The organism is Paraburkholderia unamae (genome assembly GCF_003096875.1).
Classification (GTDB): Bacteria; Pseudomonadota; Gammaproteobacteria; order Burkholderiales; family Burkholderiaceae; genus Paraburkholderia; species Paraburkholderia unamae.
In genome coordinates, this window is record NZ_QEOB01000012.1 from 181921 (window position 1) to 206343 (window position 24423).

Consider the following 24423-nt stretch of genomic DNA (forward strand, 5'->3'; position numbering starts at 1 on the left):
GCAACCAGGCGAGGCGCTGCGGCGATCACGATCACGCAGGCACGCTCTCCTGCGTCCATCCCTCCACGATCCATTCCTGCAACGTCACCTCGATGGTAATGAAGGAGCGGTTCGCGCCGGGCACGAAATAGCCCGCGTACATGCGGCCCTGCGTGTCGGCCACCATGCCGCTAATGGACGTGCGCGCGCCGTCGTCGAGCGAGACTTCGCCGAACGCGTTGAGAATTTCCACGCCCGGCCCTGGCACGTTGACCGATTGCGCGGCCTCTGCGGACCCGTGCGCGAGTCGTGCTTCCAGCAGACTGCCTACCGCGCTGCGAACAACAGCACGCCGGATTCCATGCGACTCGCACAACTGAATGAGCGCTTCGACGAGATCCTCGCCAGGTTTGAGGCGGGCGACAACGAGACGGCCGTAGTGGCCCGATTCGACGGTGATGGCAGGAGAGGCGGATGTGTTCATGGATTCAGACCGGTTGGAGCAGATCAAAAGTTGTTTCGGCGTCGGGCGAGACCACCAGATCGATGCCGTCGAACAGGCACAGGCGAATATGCAGGCCCGTGGCGGCCGCGAATGTTTCATCGAGAATCACGTGGCCGCCGTGATGTCGTCCCTGCGCGTCGACGAAGCCGCCGTGGCAGTGCAGAATGCGCACGCCATCCTGGCGCCGGCCGATGGTGATGGCCGCGCCGATTAGCGTGTTCTCGCCGCTCGTGACGATGGGCGGTCCATACACATAGGGGCGCGGGCCTTCGGTGGCGTGCGTCATGACGTGGTACTGCACCCGCGCGCACGCGCCGGCCACGATGCGGCCGCAGCCCGCGCCGGCACCCCAGCCATCGAGCAGGCCGCGCAACGCGGCGCCAACCCGCGTGCCGCCGGGCAAGATGACGTTGAACTCGCGCGTGCGATTTCCGGTTGTGGCGTCGAGCACGCGGGGCGCTTGCGCGCGACCCGGATGCGTGACGGGAGCGGCAAAAACCGGCGTGCCGGCCAGATTCCGGCGCGCGGCTTGCGCTTGTGCCGCAAGGCCGTCCGGTGGAAACATCGTTTGAAGCATGGAAGGGGTTCTCCTGGCAATGCCCGGATAGGGCGGCTGCCTTCATGCAAGAACGATGCCGGTGTGAAAACGATGCGTGCGCAACGAATGCGAAGGCCGTGGCGGCGCGCGTTGCGCCGATACGAACGCGCGGCGCGCGGGCATGCAGCGTGTGTCCCGCCATGCGACAGGTGTCGCGCGAAAACGCGACACCTGTCGCGCATGCCCGCGCATGCCCGCGCATATCTTTATCCGCCGGGCTTCAGCTCCGCGCCCAGCTTTTCCGAGAGGGCGACGAAGGTCTGAATGCAGGGATTGTGGTTGAGCCCGTTCCAGGTCACGTTCACGTCGACGTAAGGCGGATTCGCGAGCGTGCGGAATTTCACGTTGATCGGCCGGGCGGTTTTCATCGAACGATGCACGAGCGCGACGCCTATCCCCTGGCCCACGAGGTTGACTATTGTCTGCTGATAGTTGGTTTCCAGCCGGATCTTGGGCGTGAAGCCGCAGCGTTTGCAGTGCGAGACGATCGCGTCGTAGATGTACGGCGCGGCCACGCGCGGCGAGATCAGGAAGGACTCGCCGCGCAACTGGGCGGCGTCGAGCGTGCCGGTGCGCCGCGCGAGCGGATGCTCGGCGGGCAGGGCGACCACGAGCGGCTCGCTGAACACGGTGCGGGTTTCCAGCCCTTCGAGCTCGCTCGGCGGATACATGATCGCGACGTCGGTGTTGCTCTCGCGAATGTCCTGCATCAGCAGGCGCGGAATGGACTCGGTGAGGTGCACGTCCACGCCCGGAAACTCGGAGGTGTACGCCCGCGTGATGGGCGGCACGACGCTATAGGCCGCGGCGAACATGAAGCCCACCGAAAGCGAGCCGCTATGGCCGAGGCTTGCCGTGAGCGCGTTGCGCTTGGCGCGCTCGACCGAGGCGAGGATGTCCTTGGCGTCCTGAAGAAAGCGTTCGCCGGCCGCCGAGAGCTTGACCGAGCGCCGCGTGCGATCGAGTAGCACGACGCCCAACTCCTCCTCGAGCAACGCGATCTGGCGTGACAGCGGCGGCTGTGAGATGTGCAGGCGTTCGGCCGCGCGCCCGAAATGCAGGGTTTCGCCCAGCACCGCGAAGTACTGAAGATGCCGCAATTCCATATGAGGGCCTGTCTCCATGAATAGCGGGCCTGCGATTGCGCCTTGCCGGCTGCGGTGCAAGCCTCTGATGCCCGTGCGAATGCATTGATACCCAAGAGGTATTACAGCGTGACGATTATTGTATTGGAAAATATTAATCGCGCGCACTACTCTCACCGCTACAGCAATGCAGCACGCGAGCGCCACAAGCCGAAGCGGGCAGGCATGCGAAGACCGAAAGCAGGCGGCCACGGCCGCCGCCCCCAAGAACGGAGACATTCGTGAGCGCCCACAAAGCAGCCCACCACGTCCCAGTCTGGCACCAAGGGAACGACCCGCGCCACGATCTGGACGAGCAGGCAGAGATGGACAGCGCCATGCGCGAGGTGATGATTCGCGGCAAGCGCTTTATCGATCGTGGCTTACCCGTATTGATTCTCGGCGAGACCGGCACCGGCAAGGAGCTGCTCGCCCGCGCACTGCACGCGTACGGCGCGCGCCGTGCCGAACCGATCGTGGCGCTGAACTGCGCCTCGATTCCCGAGACGCTCATCGAGAGCGAACTCTTCGGTTATGCACGCGGTGCGTTTTCCGGCGCGCTGCCAGGCGGCATGAAGGGCAAACTCGCTCAGGCGCACGGCGGCACGCTGTTCCTCGACGAGATTGGCGACATGCCGGCCGCACAGCAAGCGCGCCTGCTACGCGCGCTCTCCGAACGCGAAATCACGCCGCTGGGCGCCGCCGCGCCCGTCGCGCTCGACTTCCAGCTCATTTGCGCGACGCATCAGCGGCTCGATGCGCTCGTCGAAGCCGGGCTCTTTCGCGCCGACCTCTATTACCGCGTTGCCGTGGGCGTGCTGCATCTGCCGCCGCTGCGCGAGCGCAGCGATCTGCGCGCGCTGGCCCTCGCCATCGCGCAGGAAGAAAGCGGACGTGCGGTGACGATCACATCGGCCGCATGGCAGCACCTGCTCGCGTGCGAGTGGCCCGGCAACGTGCGGCAGTTGCGCGCCGCGCTGCGCTACGCCTGCGCGGTGGCTCGCAACGCGCATATCGAGGAAGGCGATCTTCCCCACGAACTGCTGCGCGTGCGGGCGCATGCCGAATCACGCCTCCACGCATCTGCACCGCGTAGCGCGCCACCTCAGGTCAGTGCCGATCCGCATACGAAGCGCGGCGCGCAGCGCGAACGCGTGCTTCGCGTGCTCGCGCATACGCGCTGGAACCTCTCGGTGGCTGCGCGCGATCTCGGCATCTGCCGATCGACGCTCTATCGTCAGCTCAAGTCGCTCGGGATTCCTCATATTCGCGACTCGGGCGCCACGCTCGTCGATGGCGAATCGCTCGCGCTGTCCGACGCTCTCGAAAGCGAACGGGCGCAAGCCGGCCTCGGCAGGCCAGGTCGCCCCCGGTTCGCCTGACCCGCAGCGCCGGGGCGCACGCCAGCGCTTTGGCGACTCAACGTCATTTCCGCAGGTTCAAGTGGTGAGCGCCGCCGTTTTGACTGCTGTTCTCACCGCCGTTTTCACATAAGGCCGGCACACCGGCTCAACAGGAGACAACCATGCAGCACATCAGTAGACGTTCGTTCCTTCAGGCGCTTTCGCTCGCCGCCGCGGCTCCCGCGCTTTCGCTCGTCTCGCGGCCCGCGCGCGCCGCCGAATTCACGCTGCGTTACGCGAACAATCTGCCGGCCGCGCACCCCATGAACGCCCGCGCGAAAGAGATGGCCGCGCGCGTGCTCGCGGAGTCGAAAGGGCGCGTGGAACTCCAGGTGTTCCCGAACAACCAGCTCGGCAGCGACACCGACACCCTTTCGCAATTGCGCTCGGGCGCGGTGGACTTCTTCACGCTCTCGCCGCTCATTCTCGGCACCTTCATTCCGGCCGCGCAGATCAGCGGCATGGGCTTCGCGTTCAAGGACTACGACAACGTCTGGGCCGCGCTCGACGGCGACCTCGGCGCGCATGTGCGCAAGCAGATCGGCGCCACCTCGATCTTCGCGTTCGACAAGATCTGGAACGGCGGTTTTCGCCAGATCACGATGGCCGCGAAGCCGGTGGCGCAGCCGAAGGACTTGCAGGGCGTGAAGCTGCGCGTGCCGCCCAGCCCGCTTTGGACCTCCATGTTCAAGGACTTTGGCGCCTCGCCCGCGAGCGTGAATTTCGCCGAGGTGTATTCGGCCTTGCAGACGCATGTGGTGGAAGGCCAGGAGAACCCGCTTTCGATCATCTACACGGGCAAGCTGTACGAAGTGCAGAAGTTTTGCTCGCTCACCAACCACATGTGGGACGGGTTCTGGTTCCTCGGCAACAAGGACTCGTTCTCGCGTTTGCCTCCCGACCTCCAGGCCATCGTGCGCAACGCCGTGAACGACGCGGCGGTCAAGCAGCGTCAGGACGTGGTCCAGATGGACCAGAACCTGCGCGCGAAGCTCGAAGGCGTGGGGCTGAAGTTCAACGAAGTGGATCAGGCAGCGTTCCGCAAGCAGTTGCAGGCCTCGGGCTTCTACGCCGACTGGCAGAAAAAGTTCGGCCCGCAGGCGTGGGCGCTACTGGAAAAGTATTCCGGCAAGCTGGGGTGAACCATGCAGACTTCGCAAACTCTCGCTCAGGGCGGCTCGCAGGCGGGCGCGCCCATCAGTCCGGCCCGCGCGGTGTCGCGCGCCGTGATTCATCTCGTCGAGTTCGCCGCCGCCGCGCTGCTGGTGGCCGAAGTCGGGATCTTGCTGTGCGGCGTGATCTGGCGTTATGCGCTCGACTCGCCGCTCGTGTGGTCCGACGAACTGGCCTCGGCGCTCTTTAGCTGGCTCGCGATGCTCGGCTCGGTGCTCGCCCTCCTGCGCGGCGAGCACATGAAGATGACCGCCGTGGTCAAACGCTGGTCGCCTGCGTGGCAGGCGTGGGCGCAGAGCGTTGCGTCGCTCGTCGTGTGCGTGTTCGTAGCCATGATCGTCGTGCCCGCCGCGCACCATGCGAGCGGCCAGATGGAGATATCCACCCCGGCGCTCGACATGCCCGACGGCTGGCGCGCCATGGCCTTGCCCGTGGGCGCGGCGCTGATGTTCTGCGTGGCCGTCGCGCGCATGCTTGCGTTGCCCGGCATCAGGGCGCGGATCGCGGCCATCGTCACGGTAGGGGCCGTGGCTGTCGCGCTCTGGCTTGCCGCGCCCGCGCTGCTCGCCATGGGCAACCTCAATCTGCTCGTGTTCTTCGTGGCGCTCGTGGCCGGTGCGATCGTTGTGGGCACACCCATTGCCTTTGCGTTTGGCATTGCCACGGTGAGCTATCTCACGCTCGTCACGCATGCGCCGCTAGGCATCGTGGTGAGCCGCATGGACGAGGGCATGGCCAATCTCGTGCTGCTTGCCGTGCCCGTGTTCGTGCTGCTCGGCTCGCTGCTCGAAATGAGCGGGCTGGCGCGCTCGCTCATCGACTTCATGTGCGCGCTGCTCGGGCATGTGCGCGGCGGTCTGCAATTCGTGCTGCTCGGCGCGATCTTCCTCGTCTCGGGCATTTCGGGCTCGAAGGCCGCCGACATGGCCGCCGTCGCGCCCGCGCTCTTTCCCGAGATGCGCAAACGGGGCTCCGATCCCGAGGAGCTTGCCGCGCTGCTCGCCGCATCGGGCGCCATGACTGAGACCATTCCGCCCAGCCTCGTGCTCATCACGATCGGCGCGGTTTGCGGCGTGTCGATCAGCGCGCTGTTCGTGGGCGGCCTGATGCCCGCCGTGGTCGCCACGCTGCTGATCGGCGCGGTGTGCTGGCTGCGCGCACGCCGCGAGAGCGCGGCCAGTGCCGCCCGCGCGCCGTTCGCGCAGATCGCGCGCACCTTCGTCGTGGCGCTGCCCGCGCTGGTGCTGCCGGTGCTGATTCGCGTGGCCGTGGTGGAAGGCATCGCCACCGCCACCGAAGTCTCGACGCTCGGCGTGGCCTATACGCTGCTGTTCGCGCTCGCGGCTCGCGCGGCGGGCAAGCCCGTGCCACTGCGCCGCCTGTACCGCATGCTCGTGGACGCGGCCGCGCTTTCCGGCGCGATCTTGCTCATCATCGGCCTCGCGACCTCGATGGCATGGGCGCTCACGCGCTCGGGCTTCTCGGGCCAGCTCGTCGACATGATGCAGAGCGTGCCCGGCGGCAAGACCGGCTTCCTGCTCGTCACGATCGTCTGCTTCGCCATTCTGGGCAGCGTGCTCGAAGGCATTCCCGCCATCGTGCTGTTCGGCCCGCTGCTGTTTCCCGCCGCGCACGCGCTGCATATCAACGACGTGCACTACGCCATGGTCGTGATCCTCGCGATGGGCCTGGGCCTCTTCGCACCGCCTTTCGGCGTGGGCTTCTATGCGGCCTGCGCAATCGGCAAGGTCTCGCCCGACGGTGTGGGCCGCCGCGTCTGGCGCTATCTGCTCGCGCTCCTCGTGGCGCTCGTCGTCGTGACGTTCGTGCCGTGGATTTCCACCGGCTTCCTTTCCGCCGCTCCTTCTTTCTGATCCGCAATCCGGAGTCGTTCATGCTAGATATCACCGTTTCCGAAACTGCCGCCCGCCGTGTCAACAACGCGCGTGGACGCGTCGCACTCGTCACCGGCGGCGCCATGGGCATTGGCGCCGCCATCGCCCGCCGCCTCGCGGACGACGGCTTCACCGTCGTCGTCGCCGACCTCAACGTCGCGGCCGCCGAGGCCACGGCGCGCGAAGCCCGCGAGCAGGGCCACGAAGCCGTTGCGATGGCGCTCGACGTCGGCAGCGCCGCGTCGATCGAGTCGCTCGTCGAGCAGATCGGCACGCGCTTCGAGCGCTGCGACGTGCTCGTCAACAATGCGGGCATTGCGAAGACCTATCCGTTCGAAAGCTATCCCGTCGACCACTGGCGCGCCGTGATGGAGGTGAACGTGACGGGGCCGATGCTGCTCGCGCAGCGCGTTTCGCACCACATGATCAAGCGCCGCTGGGGCCGCGTGATCAACATCGCCTCGGTGAGCGGCATCCGCGCGAGCGCGGGGCGCACGGCCTACGGCACTTCGAAGTCGGCGGTGATCGGGCTCACGCGCCAGATGGCGATCGAGCTGGCGGATCACGGCATCACCGCCAACGCCATTGCGCCGGGGCCGATCGAAACGCCGATGGTGGCGGCGCTGCATTCGGACGTGGCGCGCGACAACTATCTGCGCGCGGTGCCGATGCGCCGTTATGGCACGCCCGACGAGATCGCAGGGGCGGTGGCGTTCCTCGCTTCCGAAGACGCCTCGTACGTCACCGGACAGACGCTCGCGGTGGACGGCGGCTTCGTCGCGGCAGGCGTGCTCGAAATCTGAGCGGTTTCAACGCGATGCTACGAAGTCAATGACGCCGTAGTGATTAGTCATGCTAATGATCAAGGATATTTCGTGAAAGCAGAACCTCTAATCGTAGGCTGGAGCCACCTGCCGTTCGGCAAGTTCGATGCGCTGGAGCCGGAAGACATGATCGCCCAGTCCGCGCGCGGTGCGCTCGACCATGCGGGCGTCGACGCCGCGCTCGTCGACTCGGTGCATGTGGGCATGTTCAACGGCGGCTTCGTGTACCAGGACTTTCCGTCCACTCTCGTTTTCAACGCCATTCCCGAGCTTCGCTATGCGTCCACGGTGCGCTGCGAGAACGCTTGCGCGACCGGATCAGCGGCCGTTTATTCGGCGCTGGATGCGGTGCGCTCGGGCCGCTCGAAAGTCGCGTTCGTCATCGGCGTGGAGAAGATGAACGGGTTGCCCACCGCGCAAGTGGGCGAAATCTTGCAGAAGTGCTCGTACGCGAAGGAGGAAGCCGGCGTGCCCGGCGGCTTCGCGGGCATCTTCGGCACCATTGCGCAGGCGTATTTCGAACGCTATGGCGACCAGTCCGATGCGCTCGCGGCCATTGCGGCGAAGAACCATCGAAACGGCACGGCGAATCCTTATGCGCATATGCGGCGCGACTTCGGTTTCGACTTCTGCCGCACGCCGTCGGAAAAGAATCCGTTTGTCGCGGGGCCGCTCAAGCGCACCGACTGCTCGCTGATTTCCGATGGCGCGGCGGCCCTGGTGATCGCCGCCGCGGACAGCGCCCAGGGCGCACGGCGCGGCATCGGCTTTCGCGCGAGTGTGCAGGTGAGCGACTACCTGCCGCTTTCGCGCCGCGACCGCACGGAGTTCGCGGGCGCGCGCCGCGCATGGCAACGCGGGCTGGAGGAAGCCCGGGTCACGCTCGATGATCTCGCGCTCGTGGAAACGCATGATTGCTTCACCGTTGCGGAACTCCTCGAATACGAAGCCATGGGACTCGCGAAACCGGGCGAGGGCGCGCGCGTGATTCTGGACGGCGTGAGTGCGCGAGACGGGCGTTTGCCGGTCAATCCTTCTGGCGGCCTCAAGTCGAAGGGACACCCAATCGGCGCAACCGGTGTGTCGATGCACGTGATGGCGGCAATGCAACTCGCGGGCGAGGCCGGCGACATGCAAATCGCCAACGCGGCGATGGCAGGCGTGTTCAACATGGGCGGCGCGGCAGTCACGAATTATCTGAGCATCCTCGAACGGCAATTTTGAAGGCGATTGGCTTCGTCATCCGAACATAGGTTAAAGCATGCTAACGAATGTCATGAATCTCGGCGACCTGCTGACCCAGGTGGCGCAGCGCCACGCCGACGAGCCCGGCTTCATCGCGCACGGCGCGACCTGGAGCTGGTCCGGGATCAACCGCCGCGTGGATGCCGTTTGCGCCGCGCTGCGCGAGCGCGGCGTGCGCAAGGGCGACCGCATCCTGGTTCACTCGCGCAACAACCTGCCGCTGTTCGAAAGCGCATGGGTCGCGTTCAAGCTGGGCGCCGTCTGGGTGCCGACCAACTACCGCATCGCGCCGCCCGAGGCGGCGTATCTCGGACGTTCGAGCGGGGCGCGCGTGATGCTGTACGACCACGGTTTCGAGCACTATGTCGATGCGGTGCGCGCCGCCACGCCCACGCTCGAACACGTGGTGGCGCTTGGCGAACCGCGCGCGGGAGAGTTGGCGTATGAAGCGCTGGCGGCGCAGCCAGGCGGCAGCTTCAGGGCGGAGGAAGTCGAGCGCGACGATCCGCTGTGGTTCTTCTATACCTCGGGCACGACCGGCCACCCCAAGGCGGGCACGCTCACGCACGGGCAAATGGCTTTCGTCGTCACGAACCATCTCGCCGATCTGATGCCGGGCCTCGATGCGCGCTCGCGCTCGCTCGTCGTCGCGCCACTTTCGCATGGCGCGGGTATTCATGCCATCGTCAATACCGCGCGCGGCGCGGCAAGCGTGCTGCCGAACAGCGAAAAGCTCGATCCCGAGGAAGTGTGGGCGCTCGTCGAGCGGCATCGTATCGACAACATGTTCACGGTGCCCACCATCGTGAAGATGCTCACGGAACACGCTGCGGTCGATCAGTACGATCACCGCTCGCTCAAGTTCGTGATCTACGCCGGCGCGCCGATGTATCGCGCCGACCAGAAGCACGCGCTGCGCAAGCTGGGGTGCGTGCTCGTGCAGTACTACGGCCTTGGCGAAGTGACCGGCAACATCACCGTGCTGCCGCCACATCTGCACGAAGCCGACGACGACAGCCCCGGCAGCCGCCCCGGCACGTGCGGCTACGCGCGCACGGGCATCGAAATTGCGATTATCGACGACGCCGGCCACCGGCTCGAAGCGTTCGAGACGGGCGAAATCTGCGTGCGCGGGCCGGCCGTGATGAGCGGGTACGACAACAACCCGGAGGCGAATGCCAAGGCGTTCAAGCACGGCTGGTTCCACACAGGCGATCTCGGCCATCTGGATCGTGAAGGATTCCTGTATATCACCGGGAGGTCATCGGATATGTATATTTCCGGCGGCTCCAACGTGTATCCGCGCGAAGTCGAAGAGGCGCTGCTGCTTCATGATGCCGTGCACGAGGTCGCGGTGCTCGGCATGCCCGATCCGAAATGGGGCGAAATGGGTGTGGCCGTGGTTGTGTGCCGCGCGGGATGCGAGGTGACGCCCGAGGCGCTGCTGGAGCATCTCGACGGGAGGCTCGCGCGCTACAAGTGTCCGCGACACTTTGTGTTCTGGGAGGCATTGCCGAAATCGGCGTACGGCAAGATCACGAAGAAGGATGTGCGCGCGATGCTTGCGGCGGACTGGGAGGCGAGCCGCGCCGATCAAGCGGAAAAGGTCTGAGATGGCGGTCTATCGATTGGGGAAGAAGACGCCGTCTTTGCACCGTGGGGCCTACGTTTCCGAACACGCGGTCATCATAGGCGATGTCGAAATCCACGAGGACGCGTCGGTGTGGCCGGGTGCGATCCTGCGCGGTGACAACGAACGCATTGTCATCGGACGCGGGACCAACGTGCAGGACGGCGCCGTGATCCACGCGGATCCGGGGTTTCCGGCGACGATAGGCGAGTGGACGTCGATTGGCCATCAAGCGATGCTGCATGGCTGCACGGTGGGCAACCGATGCCTGATCGGCATACAGGCGGTGCTGCTCAACGGTTCGACGATCGGTGATGGCTGCCTTGTGGGCGCAGGCGCGCTGGTTGGGGAGGGCAAGATATTTCCCGCCGAGAGCATGCTCATCGGCGCGCCCGCAAGGCTTCATCGCGCGGTAACGGCGGACGTTGCACAGGGCATCTATGCGAATGCGCTGGAGTATCACGAGCGGGGGCAACAGTACTCTCGCGAACTGGAGCGTATAGCGTAGAGATGCCGGTGATTTTCGGGGCCGTTCAGCGTTGTTGTGGGCCACGTGACCACGTGACAAGGGGATTCAACGTGGTCCTGCACGACTGGGCGGCTTCGTTGCGCGTTCACCGAAAGTCGAAGTCAAACCCGGTTTGCCGGTCGAGCATCCGGACAAGGAGGCCGCGGCGAAACGGATGCCGCCGCGCATCCTGCCGTTCACCATGGTCACTCGCTGAGCCGGAAATACTCGCTCGGCACCACGCCAAGCTGCTTTTTGAACATCGCGGTAAATGCGCTGGGGCTGTCGTAGCCCAGGCCGAGGGCGACATCCAGAATGCTCCGACCCGTCGCAAGCCGCTCCAGCGCCATCAGCAGGCGGGCTTGCTGCCGCCACTGGCCGAAGGTCATGCTCAGTTGCTGGGCGAAGGTGCGCTGGACCGTTTTGGGATCGACGCCGACGACCTGCGCCCATTCAAGCAGCGTTCGCTTGTCGTCCGGCGCATCGAGTAGCTGTCGGCAAATTTCGACGAGATACGGATGGGTGGGAAGCGGGAGATGCAGGGGGAGCACGGGCAGAAAGTTCAGCTCATCCAGAAGCAATCCCATCAGCCGCCCGTCGCGAGAATCCGCTGTGTAGTCGCCTTTTATGTCCATGGCGCTCAGAATCAACTGCCGCAGGAGGTCGGGGATCGCAACGGTGTGGCAACGCTGCGGCAAACCGCGCGCGGCGTCCGGTTGAATATAGAGCGTACGCATCGTCACCGCATTCACCATGCGCACCGTATGCGCCGTGTGAGCCGGCATCCAGATGGCCTGAGTGGGCGGCACGATCCATTGACCGGCTTCGCTGCTGACAACCATGACGCCATCGACCGCATAAATCAGTTGTGCGACGGAATGATGGTGTAACGGGCGGATATGGCCAGCCGGAAAATCAACGGCCCGGCTGCTCACCGGGACCGTGTCGCGGTGATGATCGCGTTGGGTGGAAGCGTGGCGTGGCATGTCCGTTTTGCGACGATTGGGCGGAATTTCTCGTGAGACAGGTGATCAGTGTATCCCTAAACTGGGCTGCCAACTTCACCCTCTTTCACGCCATGAAGATCGCGCCCACTCCAGTTCACAGCATCGATAGATCGAAGCCGGCCAGCGAGGTTCGACACGAGACGGCATTCGGGATACTCGGCGTCACGAGCGCATCGCATTTGCTCAACGACATGATTCAATCCTTGATGATTGCCGTGTATCCGGTTTTCAAGGTTGGGCTGCATCTTTCGTATTGGCAGATCGGCTTTGTCACCTTGGCTTACCAGCTCACCGCCAGTCTTTTGCAACCGCTCATCGGGCGCTTCACGGATCGCCGGCCACAACCGTATTCATTGCCGCTCGCGATGATATTCAGCTTCTGCGGGCTGTTCGCGCTGTCGGCTGCACGGGGGTTCTTCGCGTTGATTGGCGCGGCGATGCTGGTGGGCGTCGGCTCATCGGTATTTCATCCGGAGACGTCACGCGTGGCGCGGCTTGCGTCCGGCGGACGTCATGGACTTGCGCAGTCGATCTTCCAGGTGGGCGGCAACGCCGGTAGTGCGATTGGTCCGCTTCTTGCGGCTTTGGTCGTCGTGCCGAACGGTCAGGGTAGCATTGCATGGTTCACGATCGCGGCCCTGCTGGCGATGATCTTGCTGTGGCACGTGAGCTGGTGGTACGACGACCAGCTCGCGCAGAGAAAACTCCGCAAGGCAAAGGCTAACGTCCCCCCAATCGACGCGCGTGTGGTGGCGCCGGTTGTCGGGATTCTGGTGGTCCTGATGTTCTCGAAGTATTTCTACACGGTGAGCATCAGCAACTACCTGACGTTCTATTTGACGGAGAAATTCGGAATCAGCGTACGTGCGGCGCAGTTGCACCTGTTCGTGTTTCTCGGCGCGGTGGCGTTGGGGACGTTGATTGGCGGCCCATTGGGAGACCGGCTCGGCAGAAAGACCGTGATCTGGTTTTCGATCCTGGGCGCCGCGCCTTTTACGATTGCACTGCCTTACGCCAATCTTGCGGTGACAACGATCCTGATCACGCTGATTGGCCTGATCGTATCGTCGGCGTTCTCGGCCATTCTGGTTTATGCGCAGGAGTTGATGCCTGGACGAGTCGGCATGGTGTCCGGCCTGTTTTTCGGCTTTGCGTTCGGTCTGGGCGGAATCGGTGCAGCCACGTTGGGTTGGATGGCGGACCACTTCGGTATTACGGCAGTCTACACACTTTGTGCGTGGCTCCCGGTGCTGGGCTTCGTCGCGGTGTTCCTGCCGAAGCAGGCCACTGCCGTCGAATCTTCGCAGGACCGCAGATGAAGATAGCGGACCTGGTTTGCATCCTCGGCGTTGTCGGGACATTCGCGCTGGTGTCACATGTCAGTTTGTGCCTGCACATCAAGAGGATGAAGGAGGCGATCGAAAGCGATCCCTTTGCCCTGCGGGGGGTGACTCGGCGCGAGGCGTCCGAAAGGCTAGGCGATTGGGAAACGCAAAAGAGGAGGCTATTGCCGATGGCGATCTTGTTCGTCGGGGTGCTGTGCGCCGTGGACTACGTATTCTCTTTTGCGCTTTAGCAGGCGCGCACCCTGGAGCCGCGTTCCCGGATCCAGCGCCGATTCGACACGATCAGGTTGAAGGCATCTCGTGCGCATGGTGTGGGGAGGGCGCTTCGCTGCCCGTGGATGTGCGTTGCCGCACATTGCTGACCGAACCGATACTCGTACTCTAATGCGGGAACGTGCTCACGTTTTCGATGTGAATTCTCCGGCGATGTCGACTGATTTGACGACCGGGCTGGCAACAGCCGGGTCGGACTGCGTTTGCTGGCCGTTCCGTGGTTCGCAAGTGGCAAATCGGTACCGTATTGGAGCCGCCGCATATGGGTTTTGATAACGAACATCCGAAGTTGCGCGAGCGCGTGAGTGCAGGCAGGCAGTCGGATTCATATCGTATCGAGAACGACGACAGGTTGCTAAAAATCTATCGGACGCCACATAGTCAGGCCCGCATGGAACGCATCGGCCGCCTGATCTCGTCGGGCTCGTCCCGGCTGCGCGCGCGATGTGCGTGGCCCATGGAAACGTTTACGTTCCAGGAAAAAGACGCTGTCGCCGTTGCGTTCGTCGCGCACCAATCGACACTTGCGCAACGGATACCGCTGGCGAAGCGTCAAGCGAGTCTTCCCGATCTCGACTGGCGCGGCGTCGTGCGCTTCGCCGGCCAACTGGCGCAATGCGTTGCGACCGTCCATGCCGAGAATATGCTGGTGGGCGACCTCGATTTGCACAATGTGCTAATCGATTCGCATAACGAGTTAATACTTACGCGCTGCGATAGTTTTCTCCTCGAGGGAGAAGCGATCGATCCATCGGATTCAGCCGCCGAACTGCAATGCCCGCCACCGGAGTTGCAAACCGGGCGAGGCGAAAGCACGGTGAGAACGATCGATCACGACAATTTCACGCTGGCGCGGCTGATTTTCAAACTCGTGTTTCTCGATGACGGCCAGACCCAGAATAGCGTGGGTGACTGGGCGGCGCTATTCAACGGCGAACACGCGCGCAACGCGCCCGCAGGCGGCGCGCAACGTGTGACGCCGAGCATGCTGTCACCGGGCCTCGTCGCTTGTTTCCGTCGGGCTGCCGACCCCTCCAGCACGCGGTCCACGCCGCGCCCGGACGCCGAACGCTGGTCGCGCGAACTGGCGGCAATGGCAGCGTCGATGCGCACATGCGAGGTGGACAACACGCACACATACCGCGCCGATATGGAGGGCGGCTGTCCGTGGTGCGCGTCGGCGCGCGAGGCGCCTGGTTCGGACAAGGTCAACCAAACGCCGGTCTCGCCGGGGCCGTCTTCCCCGTCGCGCCCGACGCCGGCGCAGGCACGTCGAAGCCGCGCATTCATCGCGTTCGGCATAGCAGCCGCAGGTGCACTGGCGTTTATCGTGTTCAAGAGTTCGCAGCACGCTTCGGCCGGCAACGATGACAACGCGCCGGAGCAACGCGCCAATGCCGTCATCAGCCAGTGGTTCGACGCGATCAACGCACCGCAAGGCAATCCGGACGCCCTGCTGACGCGCCGCGCCATCGGCGCGCCCATGCTGCCGATGCCGATGAACGCCACTGTTCTGATTGCCATGATCTCTTTTCCTCGATCGTGCGAGCGGTGCTTCGTATCAACGGAAACACCGGTCTCGCTGATTGACTTGCCGGATGCCGGCGCGTGATGCGCCTCGGTTCAATCAAATTATCCGCGTCGCGGCACAGCGGAAAAATGCAATGCGCGCAAGGTGAGTGTGCACATTTGCACAGCAGGGCGGCCTGCCAGGTCTCCATGCGCCGCGCGGCGAGCGTGGGACGCGAGAAGTGGCTGTGCATTTGCGCACGTAGACCGTGCGCCGATCGCCATTGCCCTGGGCTTCCGGATAACGCCAGAATTCAGGGAAAAGACCGCGAATGAACGCAAGCAACGCTGGACGGGTTCATCAAGTCCAGAGGCGATTGCACATAACAGAGAGACTGAAATGGAGAAGGTGTATGAGACAGCCGGCGATGCACTCGCCGGCGTCGTGGGTGACGGGCAGACCGTTGCGATTGGCGGCTTCGGACTGTGCGGGATTCCGGAGAAACTGATTCTCGCGCTGCGCGACAGCGGCGTGAGGGACCTCACGTGCATCAGTAACAACGCTGGCATCGACGACTTTGGCCTGGGCATGCTGCTGAAAACGCGGCAAGTCAGGAAGATGGTGTCGTCGTACGTTGGCGAGAACAAGGAGTTCGAGCGGCAATATCTGTCCGGCGAACTCGAACTGGAGTTCACGCCTCAAGGCACGCTTGCCGAGCGGCTGCGTCCGGCTGGCGTGGGCATTCCCGCGTTTTTCACGCACACGGGCGTCGGTACGGTCATTGCCGAAGGTAAGGAGGCGCGCATTTTCGACGCATCGACCGGCATCCGCAACTGTTTCGCAGGTAGACCCGCGCGCAGCAATTAACGCGAAACCTTGAACCGGATGTCCGGATAATCCAGTCTCGGCAGCCTACCTGCGAGGAACGCGTGAAGTTCTTGCACCTGCGCCGCCTTTTCCGAGTCTTCCGGCCCGATGAGGTAATACGCGTCGCCACTGCCGACGGCGGTTTTGAACGGCAAGACGAGTTGCCGCGCGTCGATGGCGCTGGCGCAGAGCGCGAGATCCCCTATCGAAATTCCGTGCCCGGCTGCGGCCGCGGCGATACCCTGTTCGAGCATGTCGAAGACCTGGCCGCCGGTGATGTCCACGTTGGCTTCGTGCCCGCTGGCCTTGAGCCAGCGGCGCCAGTCGCGGCGGTCGGGTGACGGATGGATGAGATCGCATGCCGCAAGATTGGCGCGGGCCGCGGGCGCCAGCGCGCGCGAACAGATCGGGATCAACCACTCATCGAAAAGCTTGATGCAGTGCGTGTCTTCGCCGAACCTGCCGGCGCCGAGGAGGATCGCGCAATCGTAGGGTTCGCTGAGAAAATCGACGGTATCGACGTCCATCCATACGCTCGTGATCTGCACCTCGAATCCGGGCTGGGTCTTGCGAAAGGCGGCGAGCGCATCGAGCAGCCACCGCATCGTCAGCGTCGAGGGCGCCTTGAGCCGCAGGACGTCGTGTCGAGCATGAAAGAGCCTGCATGATTCCTCGATTTGCCGGAAGCCGCGCCTGAGCCCCGACGCGAACACGAGGCCTTGCGTCGTGACGCTTAATCTTGGCCCGTGCCGGACAAACAGCTTTCGGCCGAAATACTCCTCCAGTGTCTTGACGTGCTTGCTGACCGCGCTCTGCGTGAGGCTCAGTTCCTCGGCCGCCTGCGTAAACGAGCCGGTGCGTGCGGCACTCTCGAACGCGCGCAATGCATAAACAGGGGGAAGCGATTTCGCCTTCATCGTGGGCATTCACATGAGTAAAAGTCATGGTTGCGCGCAGTATTTTCCGTTTTTCGTCTGCCGCGCAGTGAGGCAATACTATACCTATGAACCCTTATTTCTCGATGCTGGGCCGCAATCTGTTCGGACTGGCAGTGAGTGGGGCCCGTATCGATTTCAACTTTTACTCATGTCTGTTCACTACACGCTCTTGCTTGCCTATCTGGTCGCGATCGTTCTGCTCGTCGCGACACCGGGCCCGGTTGTCATGCTCGTGGTCGGGACGACAGCGCGACGCGGCGCTCGTCAAGGCGTTTTGACCGCGGTGGGGGCGAATGCCGCAAGCCTTTTGTTGATCGCGCTGGCGACGCTCATGGTGTTCGGCGTGGTGCTCGTCAGCGACCGTCTGCTCGTTTGGCTGCAAATACCGGGTTGCCTGTTCGTTGCCGCTCTGGCGATCAGGACGCTGTATGGCGAATGGCGTGGCGCCAGCCCTGCCGATCCTCAACCCGTGCACAAGGCAGCGTCCATGCCACAGCGTTTGCCCTCGGCCTTGCGCGGCTTTTTCGTCGGCATGGCCAATCCCAAGGACATTTTGTTTTTCGTCGCCTTCTTTCCCCAGTTCACCGGGATCACATCGGACGTCCGCGCGAGCCTGGTGATCCTGGCCGCACTCTGGATCGTTGTCGATTTCACGATCCTGAGCTGCTACATTACTGCGCTCAGGCATCCACTGATTCACCGGCAGCAGCGGTGGATTTCCACATCGGCGGCAGGCTTGCTGCTGTTGATCGCCATTGCCGGGCTTGCAGGCGCTGTGCAGGGTAGCCGCTAGCGCCCGGACGCCCGGTTGGCTTGGTGCCCGCCCGCGACTGCCATCTCCGTCACTTTCACACGCTCCGCGACACGCCTCATGCTCACCGTTGACCCCACATCCTTCGAGTACCTGTTTTCCTATGGCACGCTTCAACTGGAACAGGTGCAACTGGCAACCTTTGGCCGCAAGCTCGATGGCCAGGCCGACGAAATGCCGGGCTACTCGCTCACGATGCTAAAGATCGACGACCCGGCGGTCGTTGCGACGAGCGGCAAGACGCACCACCCCGTTGTCGCCTATACCGGGAACGCATCGCAACGGGTGACGGGGACGGTGTTCGCGATCACCGCGGAAGAACTCGCACACGCTGACGAATACGAGGTCGACGATTATCGGCGCGATCGTGTCACGCTCGCTTCCGGTATTTCGGCGTGGGTGTACGTGGACGCGACATCGCCGCGCCAGGCGTAGCGGGCCCGGCGCGATCCCGATCGTTTCCGGCGCTTTGAAGTTGTGTTGCGCCAGCCGGCGTAATCGGCAGCGCTCAGAGCGCCAGCACGCGGGCTTCGATGCGCGCGAGGCGTTTGACGTGTCGCGGAGCAGGGACGCGATCCGCGCCGCAGAACAGAACCGGGCCGCCGTCGTGCGCGTCGAGCGCCGCGCCGCCGCACTCGTACGCGACGATTGCCTGCTCGCCCACTGGCGTATTGAACAACTCGTGCCACGAGAACGTCACGAAGTAACCGTCGTGACCGATGGCGAGAAAGACCATGCGTTTGAAGTCGCCGTGCACGTCGTTGCGCAGACCCGCCTGCTCGAGCAATGCGGTCAGGCGCACGCCGCGATAGGGTGCGACCGTCCGGATGAACCGCCCGGTGGTGTAGCAGCGCAGATCGAACGCCTTGCACACGGCGGCCGGGTATTGCCTGAGCGCGTCGAGCGAGAGTGACATCGGGCGCATGAGGCTGCCCGAGAGGTGCAACCAGCCGGGCTGCATGGCGGCATTGTCGACGACAGGCGAAGCCGAAGGGGCGGGGGCGGTTGCGATGTCCATGGATGGGGCTCCGGGCCGAAACGGGTGAGCAAGGCGGTCGATGTCGTGCCGCGCGATGTAGTGACCCGTATACTACGCTTGCCGTCGCCGGAGTCAGTCCGGTTTGGAGCATGCCCTCCATTCCGTTGCCGTTATGTTCCGCGCGACGTGGCCCGCATGCTGCGCCGAGGCCGGGCGCTCAGGCGCCTTTGAGTTGATCCAGCAAAGACCGAAGCCGCCGAGCCTGGGCGGGCATGATCTGAGGAGTGGACGCCATTCGCTGCACGCGATCGAGCCAATAGCGTCGGCCGAACACGGCGATGTTGTCATCGACGGCAACGGCGATCTCAAGATGCGTGATGGCGCCATCGAGATTTTTCGCCGTATAGGGACTTTCTCCCGGCGCCCCGGTTTTCGCCTCCTGGCGTGCTGTCACCCGCTTCGTATCTGGATTGCCGTGCTTTGGATGCTGAAGTGTTGCTTCTTCAATTGCGATTATCATTATTTTTGCCTTACGGTCGAATCGATACGCCATGCACGCGAATTGCGTATCGCAGGGCGTCCCCCGTTGTGAGTTCGGTGCGGGCGGGTCGACCTTTTCCCGGTGCCGAATAGCACAGGGTAAGCAACGATTGCGCCAGCGTTCCACGGCCCCGTGGCGGTGGGAGGGGGCGGCGCGCGAGCGGGCGGAGCAGGACGATTCCGTCCGCGTAAACAGCGGGGAGTGGACGATTTCGACCACTCCGGTCCGATCTGGCGGGGTGACTGAGTCGGGTGACTTAGCTGCCTGCGACGGAGCCCTGGGCGCCCGGTTCGAGAGAAGCGTCGTGGCGCAGTTCGGCCAGCAACGCGATGGCGTCTGCAATGCGGCGGGTAGAATCGGCCGACTGCTCCCGCAACCCGCGAGCGAGCGTGTCGATCGCTTCGGCGCGTCGATCTGTGGCGCGCAGGAACTCGGCGAGATAGCGCGCGGCATCCACGCGCGCGGGCACCGCACCGAACGCGAGCGCCGTTGAAAGGGCGGTGCGTAGTCCCTGCTCGGCGGACGTCAAGTCTCCGAGCGCCCACTGCGCCCGCGCGCGCGTGACCAGTAGTTCGCCAAGATGGGCGCGCTCCTGGCGGGCGAGGGTCTCGTCGACCGCCGCGGCCAGCATCGTTTCGCATTGCTGCGCGCGGCCGGATCGCAGCAGCAGTTCGCCGTGCTGCCACATCTTGAAGGAATGGAACAGCGCGCCGCCGTTGCAGATCATGTGATTGTCGTAACCGTCGAGCATGACGGCTTCGGCTTGCGCGTTCAACCCTTGCGCGCTGAGATGGGCGCCGCGAAATATCTGGCCCATGCCGCGATAGAAAGCGAAGCCGTTGGCGATCGACACCGATTCGAGCTCGCTCGCGAGCGGCCCGCGCCGCGTCTGATCGTCGAACAGGCAAGCCAGCCACGCGGCGCCTTGCAGATTGACGGCGTGCGCCAGCGCGTGCGGACCCGGCTCGCCGGCGCGCAGGATCAGCATTTCCATCGCGCGCCGGGCCTGTCCGAACTCGCCGATCTGGTAGGCAGCCAGGCCCTCGAATGTCAACGCGAGGCTCGCCAGATCGATGCCCTGCGAACCGGTGCGCACATCGTCTCGCGTCACGCCGAGCAGATTGCCGCGCGCGAGGCAGGCGAGCGCTTCTTCGCTGTCGCCGAGCCAGTAGAGGGTATTGGCCATGGCGACGTGCGCTTCGTCGAGCGACACGCGCTCCCCGCTGTTCTGGGCCCGTTGCAACATCTCCTGTGCGCTCGCGCGCGCCTGCTTGAGCTGGAGCGTCGTCAACTGGGTGGTCCAGATCCCGAACTGGATCGCTGCGATTTCGCCGGGCTCGCAAACCCCCGCGCCGATTTCGAGCGCGGCCGCGTAGCAAGCCGTCGCTTCCGCGTACAGCCAGCCGTGCACGCTGCGCAGGCTCATGCCGAGCAGCCGGTAGGCGTCGAACTGGGTGCGGCGCGCGGTGGCCTCGTCGCGGTTTGTCTGGACCGCTTCGAGGCAACGCCGCAAATGAGGAATGGCCTCGGCGAAGCGCGAGGCATCGACAAGCGCGCTCGCCAGTTCAAGGCTCTTGTGGGCTTCGCGATGGTGCGCCTCGCGCGACTTCAGGCGGCGTTCGACGGTCTTGCGCCCGACGCCGAGCAGGCTGGCGGCGGCGCTCTTGTTGCCTGCGCTGCGCTCCAGCGCGCGATCGATGAGGAGGTCTTCGGCGGCGGCGAGTTTGTCCCGTCCTTCGAGTTGCAGCAGCATGTCCGCGAGCGCGGCACGCGAAACCGAGCCGGCCGTTTCGCTGCGCAGAAACGGCTCGAGCGTGTCTTCATCGATCAGCGGGTGTTCGGCGAGCACGCTCAACTGGCTGATCAGATTGCGCAATTGCCGGATATGACCGGGCCAGGCATGCCGGCCGAGCCGCCTGATGGCGGCCGGCGAAAACTCGATGCGGCGCGCCTGCTGCGAGGCGAAATGGGCGGCGAGCGCCGCGATGTCTTCGACGCGCTGGTCGAGCCCGGGCACGGCCAGCACGAACACCGCGAGCCGGTAAAACAAGTCCTCGCGAAAGAGCCCATGGTGGGCCAGTTCGCGCAGATCCCGGTGAGTCGAGGCGACCACGCGCCCTTCGAAGCGCAGGCTCGACGAAGCGCCGACCGGGCGGAACGTCCGCGTTTCAAGTGCGCGCAGCAGTTTGGGTTGGAGCGCGAGGGGCAACTCGCCGATCTCGTCGAGCAGCAGCGTGCCTTTGCCGACCTGCTGCAAGAGCCCCGGACGACTCTCGCCCGCGCCGGTGAACGCGCCCTTGACGTGCCCGAACAATTCCGCTTCGACCAGATGCTCGGGAATCGCACCGCAATTCACGTCGACGAACGGTTGATCGTGGCGCAGGCTGCGCGTGTGCACGCGGCGCGCGACGAGTTCCTTGCCCGACCCGGTGGGTCCGATGATGAGCAACGCGTGATCGGTGGGCGCGACGCGATCGATCATCCTGACCAGTTGGCGAAACGCAGGCGCCTCGCCAATGAACGCGTCGTCGTCCGCGCCGGCTCCGGCAGGCGCCGCGAAGGGAAGGGTATTCATTGCCTCGTGGGCTCCAGATGAACGCGTGGCATTGTCATGGCAAATGTCCCGCGGACTGCGATCGATGACGGCGCATCGATCCCGTGCGTCGCGGCGTATCCGGAATGTCGATTCGACGGCGGCAAGCAGGCCCGGGCATGTCGAGCGTCGCCATCCACTTGCGGTCGGGCCCAGCTAACCGCGGGTTCCGGGTGACTTTAGCATCCTTGTTTCAAACCTCAAATGGCCTGCTGCGGCCAAATACCGGATCTCCGTGAATCGATATCCGGTGGGCATGAGTCTGTGTGATGAAACCGTCAATGACCCGTAAGCCGATCGCAGAATGGCGCCGCCAGATGCGGGGCGAACTATACTGACTCGTTTTCGCTTCCCGCCCGATCATGTCGCCTGATGCCGCGCCACGATGCTCGTCCGCACTGCCCGCGACCCGCAGTACGAATCCCGCCGACTATGACCGCGCGGCCGGTCCGGCCTCCGTGATGGCCAAGGAATATGCGGACGGCTTGACGGTGGGCGAGCACCGGCATGTCCGCGCTCAACTGATCTACGCGACGCACGGCGCCATCGAAGTGACGGTCGGGCAGTCGCTGTGGCTGCTTGCGCCACAGCGTGCGCTCTGGATGCCCGCCGGTATGCCTCACTCGATGCGCGCGCGCGGCGCCGTGTCGCTGCGCAGCCCGTACATTCGCGCCGAAAGCTGCCCGCACGGTTTCCCCGAGACGCCGCATGCCGTCAACGTGACGCCGCTGCTGCGCGAGTTGATTCTTCGCGCCGTTTCGATACCGCTCGACAATGAGCCTGCCGGGCGCGACGCGCTCGTGATTGCGCATCTGCTCGCCGAAATCGAATGGGCGCCGGGGTACCCGCTGCGTATGCCGGGTGGCGGCGACCGGCGCCTCAAACGCGTTTGCGATGCGATGCTTCGTGCCCCGGCCGATGCGCGCACGCTCGACGCATGGGCCGACGAAGCGGGCGCATCGACGCGCACGCTCGCGCGCCTCTTTCTCGCTGAAACCGGCGTCTCGTTCGTGCATTGGCGTCAACTCATGCGTGTCCAGCATGCGCTGCCGTTGCTGGCCGGCGGGATGCCCGTCGCCGAAGTAAGCCTCGCGCTTGGCTACGAAACGCCGGGGGCCTTTGCGGCGATGTTCCGTCGCGTGACGGGCACAACGCCGAGCGCGTATTTCAGGTTGTCCGAAACGGCGTAGCGCATGTCCTGACTTGCGGCGCGCCACGCGCGGTATTTGCGTATCGTGAGACACGTGCGCCGCCACTTGCGCGCACCTGACTGAAGAGGGATACGCAATGGAACGCAAAAACGTGGAGTTTCTGTCCGAGGGCGCGCGGCTGCGCGGCTGGCTCTATCTGCCGGTGCCGTCGCCGCGTGCGGGGGGACACCCGGCCATCGTGATGGCGCACGGCTTTTCGGCGGTCAAGGAACAGTATCTCGATCGTTACGCCGAGGTGTTCGCCGGGGCGGGTTTCGTCGTGCTCGTCTACGATCACCGCAATTTCGGCGAGAGCGAAGGGCTGCCGCGCCAGGAAGTCGATCCGGCTTTGCAGAAGCGCGGCTATCGCGATGCGATCAGCTTCGTGGCGACCCGGCCCGAGGTGGACGCGACGCGCATCGGGATCTGGGGTTCGAGTTTCAGCGGCGGCCACGTGCTTGAAATTGCCGCGATCGATCGGCGCGTAAGGTGTGTGGTGTCGCAGGTGCCCCAGATCAGCGGTTATCAATCGGCATTGCGCCGCACGCGCGCCGACCATGTTCCGGCGCTGCTGGGTCGCTTCGAGGCGGACCGGGCGCGCCGCTTCGCAGGCGGCGTGCCGGCCATGCTGCCCGCGACGAGCGCCGATCCGGCCGAGCCCTGCGCGATGGCGGGAGCCGACAGTCACGCGTTTTTCGCGGATACCGCAACGTTCGCGCCGAACTGGCGCAACGAAGTGACCTTGCGTAGCGCCGAGCTTTCACGTGAAAACGAACCTGGCATCTACATCGCGCGCATTAGCCCGACGCCGCTGCTGATGATTGTCGCGGAAGCGGACACGTTGACGGCGACAGATTTGTGCCTGCGTGCGTATGAGGAAGCGCTGCAACCGAAGGAACTCGTGATGATTTCAGGCGGACACTTTACGCCCTATGTGGAGCACTTCGAGAGGACCAGCCAGTGCGCTGCGCAGTGGTTCAAGCGCCATTTGATTGCCGATTGTTGAGGCGCGTGCGCTGGCTGGCGGATAGATTTAGGTATGCGAAGTTTCCTGATCTCGCAAATCCGATCATCGGACATGTCGATTCAATCGAGCTTTCGGGCAAGCTAGGAGCCTTTTGCGGCTTTTGCAAACGCTTCTGCGAGTTTGTCGAAATGCTTGAGCGCGGCGGGCGTCAGCTCGATCTGCTTGCGACGTGCGTCTTCCGTGTCGGTCAGCGTGAGCCAGCCTTTTTCCCGCATCGATGTGACGCGCGCATGGAGCGTTGCCGGCGAACCCAGCTCGCTGTGCGCCATCATGTCGCGAACGGAAAGTCGATCGTTTTTTTGCGTCGCGCGAGCCACGAACTCCAGAATTTTTTCTTCGAGCGGATCGAGCACCGGCAGCGCTGGCAGGCCACGCAGCGCTTCGGCCAATTGCAGAAATCGAAGATAAATGTCAGCGGGACGTTTCATCGTTTGCGCAACGTTCAAGGTGGCGGAGC

Annotated in this window: 23 protein-coding genes and 1 pseudogene; 15 read left to right on the forward strand and 9 right to left on the reverse strand. The window is 64.3% G+C overall.

Annotation, left to right across the window (positions count from 1 at the left end; all coding sequences use genetic code 11):
- Positions 1–31: 31 nt before the first annotated feature.
- The 3 genes from C7402_RS24780 to C7402_RS24790 all read right to left on the reverse strand — a co-directional run bounded on the left by C7402_RS24780 (position 32) and on the right by C7402_RS24790 (position 2188).
- Positions 32–463: a PPC domain-containing DNA-binding protein gene (locus tag C7402_RS24780; RefSeq protein ID WP_116612515.1), complete on the reverse strand. Its 432-nt coding sequence runs from the start codon at positions 461–463 to the stop codon at positions 32–34.
- Positions 464–467: 4 nt separating this feature from the next.
- Positions 468–1061, reverse strand: coding sequence for a PPC domain-containing DNA-binding protein (locus tag C7402_RS24785; RefSeq protein ID WP_116612516.1), 594 nt, complete (start codon positions 1059–1061; stop codon positions 468–470).
- A 227-nt stretch (positions 1062–1288) separates the two neighbouring features.
- A complete protein-coding gene (locus C7402_RS24790; RefSeq protein WP_112177927.1) occupies positions 1289–2188 on the reverse strand; it encodes a LysR family transcriptional regulator in 900 nt (299 codons plus the stop codon).
- 260 nt (positions 2189–2448) lie between these two features.
- Here C7402_RS24790 and C7402_RS24795 point away from each other — a divergent pair, with 260 nt between their 5' ends.
- The 7 genes from C7402_RS24795 to C7402_RS24825 all read left to right on the forward strand — a co-directional run bounded on the left by C7402_RS24795 (position 2449) and on the right by C7402_RS24825 (position 10884).
- Positions 2449–3588 (forward strand): sigma-54-dependent Fis family transcriptional regulator, encoded by a 1140-nt coding sequence (locus tag C7402_RS24795; protein ID WP_244314933.1) that lies wholly within the window; start codon positions 2449–2451, stop codon positions 3586–3588.
- A 143-nt stretch (positions 3589–3731) separates the two neighbouring features.
- On the forward strand, positions 3732–4751 hold the full coding sequence (locus tag C7402_RS24800) for a TRAP transporter substrate-binding protein (protein WP_112177925.1): 1020 nt from the start codon (positions 3732–3734) through the stop codon (positions 4749–4751).
- A gap of 3 nt (positions 4752–4754) precedes the next feature.
- Complete coding sequence (locus C7402_RS24805) at positions 4755–6656, forward strand: TRAP transporter large permease (RefSeq protein ID WP_116612518.1); 1902 nt, start codon at positions 4755–4757, stop codon at positions 6654–6656.
- Between the two features lie 20 nt (positions 6657–6676).
- Positions 6677–7480, forward strand: coding sequence for an SDR family NAD(P)-dependent oxidoreductase (locus C7402_RS24810; RefSeq protein ID WP_116612519.1), 804 nt, complete (start codon positions 6677–6679; stop codon positions 7478–7480).
- A gap of 72 nt (positions 7481–7552) precedes the next feature.
- The gene (locus tag C7402_RS24815) at positions 7553–8725 is read left to right on the forward strand and encodes an acetyl-CoA acetyltransferase (protein WP_116612520.1); all 1173 of its coding nucleotides are present in this window, start codon (positions 7553–7555) and stop codon (positions 8723–8725) included.
- A 37-nt stretch (positions 8726–8762) separates the two neighbouring features.
- The gene (locus tag C7402_RS24820) at positions 8763–10358 is read left to right on the forward strand and encodes an acyl-CoA synthetase (protein ID WP_116612521.1); all 1596 of its coding nucleotides are present in this window, start codon (positions 8763–8765) and stop codon (positions 10356–10358) included.
- Position 10359: 1 nt separating this feature from the next.
- Positions 10360–10884, forward strand: a complete 525-nt coding sequence (locus tag C7402_RS24825; protein ID WP_116612522.1) for a gamma carbonic anhydrase family protein — start codon at positions 10360–10362, stop codon at positions 10882–10884.
- 206 nt (positions 10885–11090) lie between these two features.
- Here C7402_RS24825 and C7402_RS24830 read toward each other — a convergent pair whose 3' ends face one another.
- Positions 11091–11870 (reverse strand): AraC family transcriptional regulator, encoded by a 780-nt coding sequence (locus C7402_RS24830; RefSeq protein WP_116612523.1) that lies wholly within the window; start codon positions 11868–11870, stop codon positions 11091–11093.
- 92 nt (positions 11871–11962) lie between these two features.
- Here C7402_RS24830 and C7402_RS24835 point away from each other — a divergent pair, with 92 nt between their 5' ends.
- The 4 genes and pseudogenes from C7402_RS24835 to C7402_RS24850 form a co-directional block, all read left to right on the forward strand.
- Positions 11963–13210: an MFS transporter gene (locus tag C7402_RS24835; protein WP_116612524.1), complete on the forward strand. Its 1248-nt coding sequence runs from the start codon at positions 11963–11965 to the stop codon at positions 13208–13210.
- Entirely contained in the window at positions 13207–13467 is a 261-nt protein-coding gene (locus tag C7402_RS24840; protein WP_116612525.1) for a hypothetical protein, read from the forward strand. Before C7402_RS24835 ends, C7402_RS24840 begins: the two co-directional genes overlap by 4 nt.
- 305 nt (positions 13468–13772) lie before the next feature.
- Complete coding sequence (locus tag C7402_RS24845) at positions 13773–15122, forward strand: hypothetical protein (protein ID WP_133254544.1); 1350 nt, start codon at positions 13773–13775, stop codon at positions 15120–15122.
- Positions 15123–15419: 297 nt separating this feature from the next.
- Positions 15420–15833: pseudogene (locus tag C7402_RS24850) on the forward strand (CoA transferase subunit A); the annotation flags it as partial.
- 50 nt (positions 15834–15883) lie between these two features.
- Here the strand turns inward: C7402_RS24850 and C7402_RS24855 are convergent.
- On the reverse strand, positions 15884–16804 hold the full coding sequence (locus tag C7402_RS24855) for a LysR substrate-binding domain-containing protein (RefSeq protein ID WP_116612657.1): 921 nt from the start codon (positions 16802–16804) through the stop codon (positions 15884–15886).
- A gap of 13 nt (positions 16805–16817) precedes the next feature.
- On the opposite strand from C7402_RS24855, the gene C7402_RS24860 reads away from it, so the two are divergent.
- Entirely contained in the window at positions 16818–17618 is an 801-nt protein-coding gene (locus tag C7402_RS24860) for a LysE family translocator (protein ID WP_244314934.1), read from the forward strand.
- 78 nt (positions 17619–17696) lie between these two features.
- The gene (locus C7402_RS24865) at positions 17697–18071 is read left to right on the forward strand and encodes a gamma-glutamylcyclotransferase family protein (RefSeq protein WP_116612529.1); all 375 of its coding nucleotides are present in this window, start codon (positions 17697–17699) and stop codon (positions 18069–18071) included.
- A gap of 73 nt (positions 18072–18144) precedes the next feature.
- On the opposite strand, the gene C7402_RS24870 is transcribed toward C7402_RS24865, so the two are convergent.
- The 3 genes from C7402_RS24870 to C7402_RS24880 all read right to left on the reverse strand — a co-directional run bounded on the left by C7402_RS24870 (position 18145) and on the right by C7402_RS24880 (position 21731).
- Entirely contained in the window at positions 18145–18654 is a 510-nt protein-coding gene (locus tag C7402_RS24870; RefSeq protein WP_116612530.1) for a molybdopterin-dependent oxidoreductase, read from the reverse strand.
- 178 nt (positions 18655–18832) lie between these two features.
- Entirely contained in the window at positions 18833–19135 is a 303-nt protein-coding gene (locus C7402_RS24875; RefSeq protein ID WP_116612531.1) for a hypothetical protein, read from the reverse strand.
- 277 nt (positions 19136–19412) lie between these two features.
- Complete coding sequence (locus C7402_RS24880) at positions 19413–21731, reverse strand: sigma-54-dependent transcriptional regulator (RefSeq protein WP_116612532.1); 2319 nt, start codon at positions 21729–21731, stop codon at positions 19413–19415.
- A 479-nt stretch (positions 21732–22210) separates the two neighbouring features.
- Here C7402_RS24880 and C7402_RS24885 point away from each other — a divergent pair, with 479 nt between their 5' ends.
- Entirely contained in the window at positions 22211–22939 is a 729-nt protein-coding gene (locus C7402_RS24885; protein WP_116612533.1) for an AraC family transcriptional regulator, read from the forward strand.
- A 97-nt stretch (positions 22940–23036) separates the two neighbouring features.
- A complete protein-coding gene (locus C7402_RS24890) occupies positions 23037–23945 on the forward strand; it encodes an alpha/beta hydrolase (protein WP_116612534.1) in 909 nt (302 codons plus the stop codon).
- A 101-nt stretch (positions 23946–24046) separates the two neighbouring features.
- Here C7402_RS24890 and C7402_RS24895 read toward each other — a convergent pair whose 3' ends face one another.
- A complete protein-coding gene (locus tag C7402_RS24895; RefSeq protein ID WP_112176912.1) occupies positions 24047–24394 on the reverse strand; it encodes a winged helix-turn-helix domain-containing protein in 348 nt (115 codons plus the stop codon).
- Positions 24395–24423 lie beyond the last annotated feature (29 nt).